General features: G+C 70.5%; 14 protein-coding genes and 1 pseudogene. 12 read left to right on the top strand and 3 right to left on the bottom strand.

The window, feature by feature from the left end; genetic code table 11:
• Positions 1-112 precede the first annotated feature (112 nt).
• From ACFF45_RS08990 to ACFF45_RS35635, 3 genes and pseudogenes are all read left to right on the top strand, one after another.
• Positions 113-817: a TetR/AcrR family transcriptional regulator gene (locus ACFF45_RS08990; RefSeq protein ID WP_381344315.1), complete on the top strand. Its 705-nt coding sequence runs from the start codon at positions 113-115 to the stop codon at positions 815-817.
• A gap of 175 nt (positions 818-992) precedes the next feature.
• Entirely contained in the window at positions 993-1973 is a 981-nt protein-coding gene (locus tag ACFF45_RS08985) for a LysE family translocator (RefSeq protein WP_381344313.1), read from the top strand.
• A 201-nt stretch (positions 1974-2174) separates the two neighbouring features.
• Positions 2175-2444: pseudogene (locus ACFF45_RS35635) on the top strand (IS701 family transposase); the annotation flags it as partial.
• On the opposite strand, the gene ACFF45_RS08975 reads toward ACFF45_RS35635, so the two are convergent.
• Complete coding sequence (locus ACFF45_RS08975; RefSeq protein ID WP_446697130.1) at positions 2440-3456, bottom strand: DMT family transporter; 1017 nt, start codon at positions 3454-3456, stop codon at positions 2440-2442. The pseudogene ACFF45_RS35635 and the gene ACFF45_RS08975 overlap by 5 nt on opposite strands.
• Before the next feature lie 41 nt (positions 3457-3497).
• On the bottom strand, positions 3498-4316 hold the full coding sequence (locus ACFF45_RS08970) for an SDR family NAD(P)-dependent oxidoreductase (RefSeq protein WP_381344305.1): 819 nt from the start codon (positions 4314-4316) through the stop codon (positions 3498-3500).
• 142 nt (positions 4317-4458) lie between these two features.
• On the opposite strand from ACFF45_RS08970, the gene ACFF45_RS08965 reads away from it, so the two are divergent.
• Complete coding sequence (locus ACFF45_RS08965) at positions 4459-5034, top strand: TetR/AcrR family transcriptional regulator (RefSeq protein WP_381344303.1); 576 nt, start codon at positions 4459-4461, stop codon at positions 5032-5034.
• Between the two features lie 509 nt (positions 5035-5543).
• On the opposite strand, the gene ACFF45_RS08960 is transcribed toward ACFF45_RS08965, so the two are convergent.
• Positions 5544-6305 carry a 3-hydroxyacyl-CoA dehydrogenase gene (locus ACFF45_RS08960; RefSeq protein ID WP_381344300.1) on the bottom strand — a complete coding sequence of 254 codons (762 nt, stop codon included), beginning with the start codon at positions 6303-6305 and terminating at the stop codon, positions 5544-5546.
• Positions 6306-6624: 319 nt separating this feature from the next.
• On the opposite strand from ACFF45_RS08960, the gene ACFF45_RS08955 reads away from it, so the two are divergent.
• From ACFF45_RS08955 to ACFF45_RS08920, 8 genes are all read left to right on the top strand, one after another.
• A complete protein-coding gene (locus ACFF45_RS08955) occupies positions 6625-7815 on the top strand; it encodes a lipid-transfer protein (protein WP_381344299.1) in 1191 nt (396 codons plus the stop codon).
• Positions 7812-8270: a MaoC family dehydratase N-terminal domain-containing protein gene (locus ACFF45_RS08950; protein WP_381344296.1), complete on the top strand. Its 459-nt coding sequence runs from the start codon at positions 7812-7814 to the stop codon at positions 8268-8270. The genes ACFF45_RS08955 and ACFF45_RS08950 overlap by 4 nt, the downstream gene beginning before the upstream one ends.
• On the top strand, positions 8267-8740 hold the full coding sequence (locus ACFF45_RS08945) for a MaoC/PaaZ C-terminal domain-containing protein (protein WP_381344293.1): 474 nt from the start codon (positions 8267-8269) through the stop codon (positions 8738-8740). The genes ACFF45_RS08950 and ACFF45_RS08945 overlap by 4 nt, the downstream gene beginning before the upstream one ends.
• Before the next feature lies 1 nt (position 8741).
• Positions 8742-9569, top strand: coding sequence for an SDR family NAD(P)-dependent oxidoreductase (locus ACFF45_RS08940; protein ID WP_381344291.1), 828 nt, complete (start codon positions 8742-8744; stop codon positions 9567-9569).
• 7 nt (positions 9570-9576) lie between these two features.
• Positions 9577-10737, top strand: coding sequence for an acyl-CoA dehydrogenase family protein (locus tag ACFF45_RS08935; protein WP_381344288.1), 1161 nt, complete (start codon positions 9577-9579; stop codon positions 10735-10737).
• 58 nt (positions 10738-10795) lie between these two features.
• Positions 10796-12340, top strand: a complete 1545-nt coding sequence (locus ACFF45_RS08930) for a class I adenylate-forming enzyme family protein (RefSeq protein ID WP_381344286.1) — start codon at positions 10796-10798, stop codon at positions 12338-12340.
• Complete coding sequence (locus ACFF45_RS08925; RefSeq protein ID WP_381344284.1) at positions 12337-13425, top strand: CaiB/BaiF CoA transferase family protein; 1089 nt, start codon at positions 12337-12339, stop codon at positions 13423-13425. Before ACFF45_RS08930 ends, ACFF45_RS08925 begins: the two co-directional genes overlap by 4 nt.
• Positions 13426-13724: 299 nt before the next feature.
• Entirely contained in the window at positions 13725-14918 is a 1194-nt protein-coding gene (locus ACFF45_RS08920; RefSeq protein ID WP_381344282.1) for a TetR/AcrR family transcriptional regulator, read from the top strand.
• Positions 14919-14967: the final 49 nt, after the last annotated feature.

Raw genomic sequence — 14967 nt, 5'->3', positions numbered from 1 at the left:
ACGTTAAAACTGAATGCATCACATAATTTAAAAAAGTGACGCAGATCTCATCGGCGAGCGGTCCGTCCGGGCGGGCCGGGAGGACGGGGCAACCCTCGGTAGGCTGAGGCGCATGACCCGAACGGCTGGATCCTCACCGTCGCGCCGCACGTCGGCGGGCAGACGGCGGGCCACCGGCACCTACGCCGCGGCCGACGCACGCCGCGAGGCGATCCTCGCCGCCGCGACCGCGGCCTTCGCGCAGGCGGGATACGGCAGCTCCTCACTGGCCCGCATCGCCGCCGACGCCGGAACCTCCGCGACGGTGGTCGTGCATCACTTCGGCTCCAAGGAACGGCTGCTGGTGGCCGTCCTCGAACGGCACGAAGCCCGCACCCGCGATCGCGTGCTCGCACTGGAGGCGGCCGGCCTGCTGAACGGCCTGGCGCCCCTGCGTGACGCCATGGTGGAGGCCACCGCCTACAACCTCGCCCACCCCGGCAGGCTCCAGCTCTTCGTCCAGCTCTCCGCCGAGGCGAGCGACCCGACCCACCCGGCGCACGAGCGCTTCCGGCAGCGCTACGCCGAGAGCCGGGCCCTGCACGAACGCTGCCTGCGCGCGGCGATCGCCACCGGCGAGCTACGCCCGGACGCCAACGTCCGCGCGGTGGCCCACGAGATCCCGGCCATCAGCGACGGCCTCCAGGTGCAGTGGGCGCTGGACCCCGAGTCGACCGACCTGCGGGCCGGGCTGATCAGCTACTTCGACCGCCTCGCCCAGGCCCTCACGACCGACGGCCGGACCCTGCCGCCGCCGGTCACGCTGCCGCCGGTCTGAGGGCGCCCGTCCCCAACAGCCCTCGTTCGCCGAGTCGTCGCTCCGCCGGCTGTCACCAGACGGCGACAGCCGCTCGCCGCCCACCCGGCCACGGTGTCGGTGACCCCGTCGACTCCACCGAATCCTCGCCGAACGAACCGGATGCGCCGCACGCCCCGCGCGCGACGGTCCGCCGGTGCGGGGTGCCGCACTCCTGCGGGCATTCCGCCTCGCCACCCTGGAGGAATTCGCGCAGACCAGTTCCGAGGAACCCGGCTTCGAGGAGATCGCGGCCCGCGCGGGCACCGAGAGAACGACCCTGCACAGGCGTCAGCTCGTGCGTCATCCCTCCACCTGGCTCATGAGCCCGTCGTCGTTCCCGCGGCCGAGGCGACCTCGGCCGGCTGGAACAGTTCGCGCGGTCGAATACGGCGAACAGGAACAGACTGTCAAGGGCCGGATAGTCCTGCACGATTCACTGTTTTCGACGGACGGCGGGGCACTGGTGCCGGGCGCGTATCCTGTGGCGGTGATCGGATTAGAGCGTCTGGCAGTCTTCCTGACCGTGGTGACCGTGCTGATCGCCGTGCCCAGGCCGAGCGTCCTGTTCGTGGTGAGCCGGGGGGTGACGCTGGGCCGGCGGGCTGCTGTTTCCACTGCGGTGGGCAACGAGGCGGGGCTGCTCGTCCAGGTCGTGCTGGTGGCCTTCGGGCTGGGGGAGTTGCTTGCCCGATCCCTCCTTGTGTTCTCGATTCTGACGTTCGCCGGCGCTCTCTACCTCGTCTACCTCGGTGTTCAGGCCTGGCGGCACCGTCATCTGCTGACCGTGCAGGAAGGGACCGCGTCATCGGCGGGACGTCCGGGGCGGGTCGTCCGGGAGGGCTTCGTTGTCGGGGTAAGCAATCCAAAGGGCCTGCTGATCTTTGGTGCGGTACTGCCGCAATTCGTGGACGCCTCAGCGGGAAATGCCCAGGTGCAGCTGTTGCTGCTGGGCTTGATCTGCGTCCTTGTTGCCTTGGTTTCCGACGCGACGTGGGGCCTTGTGGCCGGAACGGCCCGCAATTGGCTTGCCAGGTCACCGCGTCGGCTGTCCTGGATCGGTGGGGCGTCGGGTGTCGTGATGGTCGGCCTGGGAATTAGCTGGCGTTCAGCGGACGGGATTAGCCGACCGCTCTGACCTCTCGGTGAGGCATCAAGCGTCCAAGCTGGTGACGGGCGCGAGCCGCCTCGCCCGACACGTTGGACTGCATCACTCCCGCTGGTTCGCCGCGGGTGATGCCCAACTCGTAGGCGAACGCGACCGCGCCGGCCCGATTCCGCGAGCCGAGCTTGATCAGCGGAGTCTGTACATGTCTTGGGCCGCACGGGCCCGCACACCGTCCGCCGCTGCGTCGCCGCGGGCTCGCCGGCCGCCTGGGTCACCGCGGACGGGGCCCGCGGACAGGGCTGGAACGTCCGCCGCCTGCTCGAGCAGCTCGGATTCGGCTACGTCGTCACGGGACCCAAGTCGCGATCTCTTGCCGGCTTCTGACGCACCGACCAGCTCGTCGAAGAAGCTCCCGCCGACCCTTGGCAGCGACTGGCTTGGGGAGACGGCGCCGAAGGCCCGCGCGTCTACGACAGGGCAGCGGTGAAACTGCCCGTCAGTCAAGCGGAACGGCTGTGGCGGCGGCGGGCGTGGGCAGTTCGGATGACGGACGTCGCGGCGGCCCGGCAGGACCGGGACCTGTCGTTGTTCGTGAGGAGACTCGGGGCGGGACCGGGTCGGGGCGTCGCCGGAGAGCTGATCGGACCGGCTCGTGGAGACTCGCCCGAGGACGGCGTGCTCCCCGGCTGACGCGGCTGGGCCGACCGAAGCCCAGGTAGACGCCCGAGGCGACGAGCAGGGCGCCGGTGACGTCGGCGGGGCCCGCCTGGCCGAGGCCGAGTGCGACCGTGGTGACCAGGGCGCCCACGGGTACGAGACCGGCGAAGAGGCCCGCTCGGTCGGCACCGAGACGTCGCAGCGCGTCGTACCAGAGGAAGAATGCGGCCGCGGTGACGATCGCTCCGAGGTAGCCGAAAGCAGCTGCTTCGCCGGGTGTGGGCAGCCGCAGGACGGTCGTGCCCTCCAGAGCGAGGCTCGCCGCCAGCAGCATCGGTACGGACAGGGCGGCGGGGTACGCGGCGACCCTCAGGGGGCCGATCCTGGGCAGGAGCGGGAGGGCGAGCAAGGAGAAGGCCACCTCACAGGCGAGCGCGCCCAGGGACAGCAGAAGGCCCGGCAGGCTGCCCGAGCCGAGGCCGGCGGCGACGGCCGCGCCGAGTGCGACGACGAGCGCGGCGCCGACGGTGCGGGGAGTGGGGCGCCGGTGTTCCATCAGCGGCCCCGCGAGGGCGAGGACGAGGGGCACGGCTCCGATCACGGTGCCGATCATGGCGGGGCCGGCGTGCCGGGTGGCTTCGACGAGGAAGAGGTTGAAACCGGCCAGGCCGGTGGCGGCCAGCGCGAGCAGGAGGAGGTGGTCGCGTGGCGTGAGGCGGACGCGGGGCGGGCGCTGGTGGCGTACGACGGCCATCAGGATGGTTGCGGCGAGCCCGTAGCGCAGGGCCTGTCCGGCGAGGACCGGGTAGTCGGCGATGGTGGCGGAGACGGCCGCCGAGGTGCCGACGAGCAGCATCGCCGAGGCGGCGCCGGCAAAGGCAGAGGCGGTGGAGGGTTTCATGCGGCGTTCTCCCGGAGCGTCGAGGCGTCGGCGGACGGGGTCAGCACCTTGCGGGTGATGCGTTCGGCGATGGCGGCGACCATCGTCCGGGGGCGGCGGGGTGTCAGGTGTGCGCTCAAGGCGTTGCCGAGTCCGGGGGCGACGTAGCCGCGGTCGCGGTCCAGTGCGCGCAGCGCGGCACGCACGACGGGCTGCGGGGTGGTCATGGAGCCGGTGACGGCCGCCTTGCGGGTGCCGATGGTGTCGAAGAAGGCGGTCTCGACCGGGCCGGGGCACAAGGTGAGGACGCGGATGCCGCGTCGCCGGTACTCCTGGCGCAGGGCGAGGCCGAAGTTCAGCACGAAGGCCTTGGCGGCGCCGTAGACGGCGAAGTAGGGGGACGGCTGGAAGCCGGCGTTGGAGGCGACGTTGACCACCGCGCCGCGGCCGCGCTCCAGCATGCCGGGCAGCAGCTCGTGGGTGAGGCCGACCAGTGCGACGACGTTGACCATCAGCTGGTCGTGGTCGCGGGCCGCGGAGATCTCCTCGAAACGGCCGCAGGTGCCGAAGCCGGCGTTGTTCACCAGTAGATCGACGTTCAGGCCGAGGGTGGCCAGCCGGTGGGCGACACGGTGGGCCGCGTCCGGCTCGGCGAGATCCTGGACCAGTGCGTGGGCGCGGACGCCGTGCTCGACGGTCAGGCGCTCGGCAAGCGCGGCGAGACGGTCGCCGGAGCGCGCCACCAGGACCACGTCGTGCCCGCGGGCGGCGAGCTGCTCGGCGAACTCCGCGCCGAGGCCGGACGACGCTCCGGTGACGAGGGCGGTGCTGTGCATGGGAGTTCCTCCGTGATCGACGGCATCTGAGATGAGAGAGTACCGATTTACCGAGGAACTGCAACAGATATGTCGCAGCTATCTGTCCTGGCGCATCCGTGATGTATCGTGTGCCGAGGTAAGTGGCCTAATGGGAGGCGTGATGGGCGAGAAGGCGGCACAACCGTTGAGGGCGGACGCGGAGCGCAGTGTCCGCGCGATCCTGGAGGCGGCGGAGCGCGTGCTCGCCGACGAGCCCGGCGCGTCCATGGAACAGATCGCCGCGGCCGCGGGAGTGGCCCGGACGACGATCCACCGGCGCTTCGCCAGTCGGCAGGCGTTGATCGAGGCGCTGGCGACGTCCGCGGCCCGTCAGCTCGCCCAGGCGGTGGACGACGGCAGGCCGGACACCGCACCGCCGCTGGTGGCGATGCACCGGATCACCGCCAACGTGCTCCAGGTCAAGGGTGCCTGGGCGTTCGCCCTGGGGCTGCCGGAAGACCCGGACAGCGAGGCCGCCGTCCTCCAGCAGGACATCGGCCGCCGCTGCATCGCCGTGCTCAAGCGCGCCCAGGACGACAAACTCATCGACGAAGCGGCCGACCTCGACTGGGTGCGCCGTACCTACTACGCGCTCATCGGAGAGTCCTTGCACGGCAGCACCGAGGGCGCCGACCCCGACACCCTCGCCGCCCGCATCATCGACACCCTGCTGCACGGTGCCGGCCCGCGCGGCTGACCCGCCCTACGAAGCGGCGGTCACCTCGGTCGTCGGGGCCGGCAACGCCGTCGTGGCGGGGAGGACGACGCCTGCCGTGACCCGTCCGGCCGACGCCGCGACGCCCAGGCGGACGGACTTCTTTCGGATCTCGCGAGCCATGTTTCTCTCCCGCTGGTAGTGAGGGGCACCCTTGGGGCGCCCTTCGTCTCGGTTCCAGTAGGCCGGAGCCACTCGCGGAGTCATGAACCGGAAGGTCGGGACTTGACATCGCCGGGGACGGCCAAGCCCCGTTTCCCTCACGGTTGACCAGCATGTTCCCCGGGGCTGGAGAGAGGCCGTGCCACGGGCCGTGCCCGACGCGACCGCCCACCGGTCGGCCGCCAGTGAAGGCCGAGGGGGCGCACATCCTCGGAGAGTGCGCGCCCCCCTTGGCGGTGCGGGTGCTCGGGGACGCGGACGCGTGCGCCGCCCGCGCGGCGCAGTGCGGTGGGCCGTTCTGCCGCTCCCTGCGAGCGTCAAGGCGGACGCTACCGCGGGGCCATGCGGATGGCGCCATCGAGGCGGACGGTCTCTCCGTTGAGCATCGGGTTGGTGATGATCTGTGCGACCAGGGAGGCGTACTCGGCCGGTCGTCCCAGGCGCGAGGGGTGGGGCACCTGGTGACCCAAGGACTGCCGCGCCTTGTCGGGCAGGGAAGCCAGCAGCGGGGTCTCGAACAGTCCGGGCGCGATCGTCATCACCCGGACCGCCTTGTCGGCGAGGTCACGGGCGACGGGGAGGGTCATGCCGACGATGCCGCTCTTCGAGGCCGAGTAGGCGGCCTGTCCGACCTGGCCGTCGAACGCGGCCACGGAAGCGGTGTTCACGATGACGCCTCGCTCCTCGTCGACGGGATCGTTGGCAGCCATGCGCGTGGCGGCGAGCCGGACGACGTTGAAGGTGCCGACGAGGTTCACGTTCACCACACGGGTGAACTCTGCCAGCGGGAAGGGCCCGTGCTTCCCGACGGTCTTCACGGCGTTGCCGATGCCGGCGCAGTTCACGGCGATGGCCAAACGTCCCAGCCGCTGGGCTTCATCGAGTGCGGTGGTGACGTCCTCCTGGCTGGTGACGTCGCCGGGGACGAAGGCTGCGCCTTCTCCCAGGCGCGTGGCCGCTTCCTTGCCGGCCGAGCCAGGAAGGTCGAACAGCACTACTGCCGCGCCTTGAGCGTGCAGCAGGCCGGCCGTGGCCAGGCCGAGGCCGGAGGCTCCCCCGGTGATCAGGGCTACGTTTCCTTCGATCTGCATGAGTGATGACCTTTCGTTGTCTCTGGATGAAGGGGAACCGGCCGTAGCGCTTCATGGCGGCCGTCTTGGTCGCCAGGTTCACCGGGCCTCCAAGGGCTCTTGCCCGCACCTGGCCGCCTGTCCGGCTCCGGCCGTGGGACACGGCCCCGCTGAGCCGGTCGGCGGCTCCCTCCTTGGCCGTCCGAATCCCGCACCGAGGCCCCGGCATCCGGCTCCTCGGTCCTGCGGCCTTCCACGCTACCAACGCTATGTGAATCAACACTAGGAATTTGATCGGAGTGAGGGTAGCGTTTTCAGTGTCGCCGACTGAGGAGCGAGCATGGCTGGTAAGGCACGGGTGGCAGGGGTCGGCATGGTCCCGTTCGCTACACCGAGCAGGGCAAAACCCTACGTGGAGATAGGGGAGGGCGCGGTCCGTGCGGCGCTCGCGGATGCGGGTGTCGAGTACGGGGACGTGCAGTACGCGGTCGTGGGTTATGTGTATGGAGACTCGACATCTGGTCAGTCTGTTCTGTACCGGATCGGCGAGAGTGGCATCCCGATCGTCAACGTGAACAACAACTGTTCGACCGGCTCGTCGGCGTTGTGGTTGGCCCGGCAGGCGGTGGAGAGCGGAGCCGCCGACTGCGTCCTGGCGCTGGGGTTCGAGCAGATGCGGCGCGGAGCGCTGGACATGCTCTGGGATGACCGGCCCTCACCGTTCGCCCGGTTCGACGAGGTCGCGCGGGCCGCGGTCGGGGAGAGCGACGCGCCGTTCGCGGCGCGGTACTTCGGGGGTGCCGGAGAGGCGTACGCGCGGAAGTACGGTCTGGCGCCCGACACGTTCGCCCGGATCGCGGTGAAGGCCCGCAGGCACGCGGCGAACAATCCGTACGCGGTCTTCAGGGAGCCGGTCACCGTCGAGGAGGTGCTCGACTCCCCGCAGATCTACGGGCCGCTGACCCGTTTGCAGTGCTGCCCGCCCACCTGTGGCGCGGCCGCCGCGCTGATCGTCAGCGAGGAGTTCGCGAGGTCCCGCGGTCTCGACGCCCCGGTGGCCGTCGCCGCCCAGGCCATGACCACCGACACCCCGTCGACCTTCGACGAGCAGGACATGATGAAGCTGGTGGGCTACGACCTGTCCCGGGCGGCGGCCCGGCAGGTGTACGAGCGGTCCGGCACCGACCCACGGGACATCGCGGTCGTGGAGCTGCACGACTGCTTCACCACGAACGAGCTGCTCAGCTACGAGGCACTGGAGCTGACGCCGGAAGGCACCGCGGAGAAGTTCGTCGTCGAAGGAGACAACACCTACGGCGGCCGGGTCGTGACCAACCCGTCCGGCGGGCTGCTGTCCAAGGGCCATCCGCTGGGCGCCACGGGCCTGGCGCAGTGCGCGGAACTGGTGTGGCAGTTGCGCGGCGAGGCAGGCGCCCGGCAGGTCGAGGACGTCGACCTCGCGCTCCAGCACAACATCGGCCTCGGTGGCGCGGCGGTCGTCACCCTCTATCAGAAGGTGGACCGGGTATGACCATTCCCTCCTCGGCGGTAGGGACCGGCCTGCCGCCGGTGCGCATGGACGTCGAGCGCGGCCGGCTGCGGTTCTTCGCCCAGGCCATCGGTGAGAACGACCCCGTCTACACCGATGTCGGGGCGGCCCGCGCCCAGGGACACCGGGATCTGCCCGTGCCGCCGACGTTCCTGTTCGCGATCGAGCTGGAGCAGCGCGACCCGTTCGGCTACCTCACGGACCTGGGCGTGGATCTCCGCCGGGTGCTGCACGGCGAGCAGTCGTTCACCTACCACACGCTCGGCTACGCGGGCGACACGCTGGTCGCCCGGTCGACGATCAGCGACACCTACCAGAAGAAGGGCGGCGCGTTGGAGTTCATCGTCAAGGACACGGCCGTGACACGCGGCGACGGCGAGCGGATCGCCGATCTGCGCAGTGTCCTGGTCGTCCAGAACCCGGAGGTCAGGCGGTGAGCACGTCCGTGGACACTTCGACGCTGCCGGCCGTTGTCGGCACCGAACTGCCACCGCTCGAGGCACCCGCGATCTCACGGACCACGCTGGCCCTGTTCGCCGGCGCCTCCGGTGATCACAACCCGATCCACATCGACGCGGACGTCGCGCGGTCGGCCGGTCTCGACGACGTGTTCGCCCACGGGATGCTTTCGATGGCCTACCTCGGGCGGCTGCTGACGGGATGGGTGCCGCAGGAGTGCGTCCGCTCGCTGCGGGTGCGGTTCCTGGCCGTCACCCCGGTCCATGCGCGGCCCGTCTGCCGCGCGCAGGTCACCGCCGTCGAGCACGTCGCGGACGAACGACACCTGACGCTGGCGGTCACCGTCGCGCTGTCCGACGGCACCACGACCCTGGCCGGCGAAGCCGTCGTGGCCCTCGCGGCCGGCGACCCATCGAAGACCGCACACGAAGGAAGGGAGAACCACTGACATGGGACCACTCGACGGGAAGGTCGCCGTCGTCTCCGGCTCGGGCCGGGGCATCGGCCGCGAGATCGCACTCAAGCTCGCCGCGCAGGGCGCCCGGGTCGTGGTGAACGATCTCGACGCCGTACCGGCCACGGAGACCGTCTCCGCCATCGAGACCGCCGGCGGCACCGCCGTCGCCTGCGTCGGGAGCGTCACCGACGCCGACTTCGGCGAGCGCTTCGTGCAGACGGCCGTGGACAGCTTCGGCGGACTCGACATCATCGTGAACAACGCCGGCTACACCTGGGACTCGGTCATCCAGAAGATGACCGACGACCAGTGGGACGCGATCCTCGACGTCCATCTCAAGGCGCCGTTCCGCATCCTGCGGGCCGCGCAACCGGTGATCAGCGCGCAGGCGAAGCGGGAGGCCACGCATGGTGGGGCGTCCTGCCGCAAGGTGGTGAACATCTCCTCCCTGGCCGGGCTCGGCGGGAACGCCGGGCAGGCCAACTACGCCGCCGCGAAGGCGGGGGTCACCGGACTGACCCGGACCCTGGCCAAGGAGTGGGGCCGTTACAACGTCACGGTCAACACCGTCGCGTTCGGCCTCATCAGGACGCGGCTCACCGAGGCACCGGCCGGTGCCGACGCGTCGATCGACATCCAGGGCAACAGGATCAAGGTCGGTGTCAACGCGGACCTGCTGTCCGCGATGGAGCGGATGATCCCGCTGGGCCGCGCCGGCACGCCGGCCGAAGCGGCCGGAGCGGTCTACCTGTTCTGCGCACCCGAGTCGGACTACGTCAGCGGCCAGACCCTGGTGTGCGGCGGCGGATTCATCATGTGAGGTCGCGATGAAGCGAATACTTTTTGACCCCGAGCACGACCTCTACCGGGAGAGCGTGCGCGCCTTCCTCGCCAAGGAGGCCGTCCCGCACTACCCCGCCTGGGAGGCCGCCGGGATCGTGCCCCGCGAGCTGTTCACCAAGCTCGGCGCACTCGGCGCACTCGGCTTCGCCGTCCCCGAGGCGTACGGCGGCTCGGGCACACGGGACTTCCGGTACAACGTCGTCCTGCAGGAGGAGGCCGCCAGGGCGGGCATCGCACCCGCGATCCTCGGCCCGTCCCTCCAGGCGGACATCTGCCTGCCGTATTTCCTCGAACTCGCCGACGACGAGCAGAAGCGGCGCTGGCTGCCGGGCATCGCCTCCGGTGAACTGATCACCGCGATCGCGATGACCGAACCGGGCACCGGATCGGACCTGTCCGGCATCCGCACCAAGGCGGTGCGCCACGGTGACGGCGACGCCGCACACTACGTCGTCGACGGCGCGAAGACGTTCATCACCAACGGGATCAACGCCGACCTGGTGATCACCGCGGTCCGAACCGGCGGCCACCCCCACCGGGGCCTGAGCCTGATCGTCGTCGAACGCGGGACCCCCGGCTTCGCACGCGGCCGGAACCTGGACAAGGTTGGCATGCACGCCCAGGACACGGCGGAACTATCCTTCACCGACGCCCCGGTACCGGTGGCCAACCTCCTGGGCGTCGAAGGCGAAGGGTTCGCCGGCCTCACCCGCAACCTTGCCCAGGAGCGGATCTCCATCGCGGTGGCCGGCCTCGCCCAGGCCACGACCGCGCTGGAGACGACCCTCACCCACGTGCGCGAACGGCATGCGTTCGGCAAGCCCCTCGGCGCCCAGCAGACCATCCGGCACAGGCTCGCCGAACTGGTCACCGAGGTCGACATCGCCCAGCAGTACCTGGATCGGTGTGTAGTCGAACTGAACGCCGGGCAGCTGCTGCCGCAGGACGCGGCCAAGGCCAAGTGGTGGTGCACCGAACTGCAAGGACGCGTCGTCGACGCCTGCGTCCAACTGCACGGCGGATACGGCTACATGCTCGAGTACCCGATCGCCCATATCTGGGCCGACAGCCGCGTCTCGCGCATCTACGGCGGCGCCAACGAAATCATGAAAGAGATCATCGGCAAATCCCTCGACCTCGGCTGAATCCCGGCCCCCACCACTTCTCGGGCGTCCTCCCACCCGCACACCAAGGAGAGCACCGATGCCCACCATCGGCAGCACGCTGAGAGCCAGCGCCCGTCGGACCCCCGACGCCCCGGCACTCGCCTTCGACGACCGCACCTACACCTACGCCGAACTCGACGCCGCCGTCGACAAGGCCGCAGCAGCACTGGCCGGCCTCGGCCTGGCCAAGGGCGACCGCCTCGCACTGATGGCACCCAACTCCGACCACTTCGTCATCACCTTCTACGCGGCGGTCAGACTCGGCCTCGTCTTCGTCCCCGTCGTCCCCTCGGCCGCGCCCCCCGAGCTGGAGTACCTGCTCACCGACTCCGCGGCCGCCGCGCTCGTGTTCGACCCCACGACCGCCCCCACCGTGAACAAGGCCCGGACGGCCGGCCTCCCGCCCACCCTGACGCACGTGCTGTCGCTGGGCGAGAGCGACGGCCACCACGACCTGCTGGCGCTCGCCGCCGACAGCGCCGCGCACCCCGCCGAAGACCACGTGACCGAGGCGGACGACGCACTGATCCTCTACACCTCCGGCACCACCGGCAGGCCCAAGGGCGCCCTGTTCGACCACCACCGGGTGATGTGGACCGCGGTGAACATCATCGCCACCTGCAACATGAGAATCGGCGACCGGCTCCTGCACAGCGCCCCGCTGTGCCACGGTGCACAGCTGTGCATCATGCTCATCCCCGGGACACTGATCGGCGCCAAGCACATCGTCCTGCCCGGCTTCGACGCCGCGACCGTCCTGGCCGAACTGGAGGCCGAACGCGTCACGATGTTCTTCGGCGTCCCCACCATGTTCCAGTTCCTGCTGCGCCGGCCCGACTTCCCCGACCGCGACCTGTCCGCCTGGCGCACCGGCCTGTTCGGCGCCGCCCCCATGCCCGCGAGCACGGTGGAGCAACTCACCGAACTGCTGCCGCACGTGGAGTTCATGCAACTGTGCGGCCAGACCGAAGGCGGCCCCGGCGGCATCTACCTGACCGGTGAACAAGTCCGCGCACGCCCCGACGCCAGCGGACGCCAGCCGCTGCCGCTCACCGAGTCGCGAGTGGTCTCCCTGCACGGACAGGACACCCTGCCGGGCGAGGTCGGCGAGCTGATCCTGCGCGGCGAAACCGTCATGAAGGGCTACTGGAACAAGCCCGCCGAGACCGCGGAAGCGCTGCGCGACGGGTGGCTGCACACCGGGGACCTCGCCCGGGTCGACGCCGACGGCTTCGTCACCCTGGTCGACCGGCTGAAGGACCTCATCATCACCGGCGGCCGCAACGTCTACTCGGTGGAGGTGGAGAACGCCCTCGCCGCCCACCCCGACATCACCGACTGCGCCGTCATCGGCCGCCCCCACCCGGACTACGGCGAGAGCATCGTGGCCGTGGTCACTCCCCGGGAAGGGGCGGATGTCACCCTGGACAGCGTCCGCGACTTCTGCCGGGAGCGACTCGCCTCGTACAAGGTGCCGCACGTACTGATCCTCGGCTCCGTCCCTCGCAACCCCTCCGGCAAGCTCCTGAAGTACAGACTGCGCTCCGACATCTCCGACGACGCCCAGGGCGGCACACGATGAGCGGCGGGCCGCTGGCCGGCCTCCGCATCGTCGAGATCGCCGGGATCGGCCCGGCACCGTACGGCTGCATGATGCTGGCCGACCTCGGCGCCGACGTGATCCTCGTCGAACGCCCGGCTGCCGCCGACCAACTGCACGCCGCCGCCCACACCGTGCTCTTCCGCAACCGCAGACGAACCGCGGTCGACCTCAAAACTCCGGAAGGCGTGACCGCGGTCCTGGACCTGGTCGCGGACGCCGACGTCCTGGTCGAAGGCTTCCGGCCGGGCGTCACCGAGCGCCTCGGCATCGGTCCCGGACCGTGCCTGCGACGCAACCCGCGCCTGGTCTACGCCCGGATGACCGGGTGGGGGCAGTACGGTCCGCTCGCCCACACCGCCGGACACGACCTCAACTACATCGCCCGGTCCGGCGCACTCGCCGCCTTCGGCCCGCCGGACCGCCCGCCCGTCGCACCCCTCAACCTGCTCGGCGACTTCGGTGCCGGCGGAATGCTGCTGGCCCTGGGCGTCCTCGCCGCTGTCCACGAAGCACGCGCCTCGGGGCACGGCCAGGTCGTGGACGCCGCCATCGTCGACGGAACCGTGAGCATGCTCGCCATGCTCAGCGGCCTGAGAGCCGCCGGACAGTGGCACGAGCGAGGCCACAACCAGCTCGACGGCAGCGCCGCGAACTACACCGTCTACGAGTGCGCCGACGGCCACCACATAGCCGTCGGCGCACTCGAACCCCAGTTCTTCCAGCAGTTCCTGCGCGGGCTCGGGCTCGATCCCGACGACCTCCCGGCCCCCGCCGAGCAGCACGCCCTCTTCGCGCAGATCATCGGGCGCAGAACCCGCGACGACTGGGAAGACGTCTTCAACGACAGCGACGCGTGCGTCAGCCCGGTCCTGACCGCCGACGAAGCGGCCGCCGACCCCCACAACACCGCCCGCCGGACCTGGCTGGAGATCGACGGCGTGCTCCAGCCCGCACCCGCCCCGCGCTTCAGCAGGACCCCGGCCGACCCGCCCCGCTCCCACCGCGACACCGGGCGTCACCCCGTCACCTGGCACTCGGTCGCACCGAACGCCTCGGACGGCTGAGCGCCGCCGCTTCGCCCGGCACGCCACTCGTGGTGACAGCCGTCGGGGCCGTAGACCGTGCCACCGCCGCTCCGGCCGCACCCGGGCGGCGGGGCGCGTTCTCCCTGCCGTACCGGGGACGGCAAGGTAACCATGGGCGGCACCGTAGGGCGGCGGCACGCTCAAGCTTGTCGGCGCCAGGGATGGCCGTCGCTTGAGCCCAAGGCCCGGCGAAGACGACCGTTTCCCTCCCTACAATTGCACCGCGACGTCGAAGCGTCGTTCACTTCCTCTGTCGACCGATTCCTGAGAGAGCAGATGTGGGTACGCAGGACATAGGCACGGTGCCGCCAGTGGGGACGCGGCCCGCGCACCGGCGGATTCTGATCGTCGAGGCAGGCATCCGGCTGTTCTCGGAGGTCGGCTACACCGGTGTTTCCATGGCCGACATCGCCCGCGCGGTCAACGTGCAGCCGTCGGCGCTGTACCGGCACTTCGGCGGCAAGGACGCGCTGTTCGCCGCTGCGGCGCGGGAGAGCATCGCGCCGGCCCGGGCGGCACTCGAACAGCCCGTCGACTTCGATGCGATGCTGCGCGCCCTGGCTGCTGCTGCCGTGGACAGCAGGGCCGCAGGCGTCCTGTGGCTGCGCGAGGCCCGCCACGCCCCCGCTCAAGTGCGAAGCGAGCTGCGAGAAGAGTACGCCCAGGTGGCCGCGCTGCTGCGCGCTCGGCTGTGCCAGGAGCGCCCTGATCTGCAGGAAGAACAAGCCGATCTGCTGGCGGCCGGCATCCTGGCGGGTTTGGCGAGTATCTCCTTCCACCGCATCCAGGTGTCGCCCCGCCGATTCACGAAACTGCTCTACGAAGCCGTCCGACGGGTGGCGGACGTTTCACTTCCGGGGATGCACGCAGAGCCGCTGCCCCCGCACGACAGCGGCAGCGGGCGTCTGGCGATGCGGTCCCGGCGCGAGGGCATCGTCGGAGCGGCCGCCCGGCTGATCGCCGAGCGAGGCGTCGCCTCGGTCACGATCGAGGAGATCGGGGAAGCGGCAGGCATCGCCGGCCCCAGCGTCTACAGTTACTTCTCCGGTAAGCAGGAACTGCTGGCCGCGGTCCTCAACCGCGGCAACGAATGGCTGTGGGCGGAAGTGACCCGTACTTTCGCGCAGGCGGGCAACGCCGAGCAGGCCGTGGACGGGCTGCTGCGCTCCTACCTGGTCCTGGCCGTCGAACACGGCATGGCATCGGTCCTCATCGGTGACCTCGGCCACCTCGCAGAACAGGACCGCGAGCGTTTCCGCCAGGCCCAGCACGACTACCTGCGCGAATGGTCGGCCCTGCTGAGCCCCGGCGGGTCCCAGCAGGAGGAGACGGCGGCGCGGCTGCGCGTGAACATGGCCATCATGATCATCAACCATGTGGCGCGCACGCCTCACCTGCGCCGGCTGCCTCACGCGGAGCCGGCCCTTCTCCGCATCGCGAAAGCCGCGCTGGGAACGCCCGCCGCGGTGTGAGACGACGATCGCGGGCTCCCCGGCGCGAAACCCGCCGGGGAACCCCTGT

Origin of the sequence: Streptomyces cinereospinus, from assembly GCF_042430725.1 — a bacterium.
Taxonomy (GTDB): domain Bacteria; phylum Actinomycetota; class Actinomycetes; order Streptomycetales; family Streptomycetaceae; genus Streptomyces; species Streptomyces cinereospinus.
This window is presented reverse-complemented; position numbering and strand designations above follow the sequence as displayed.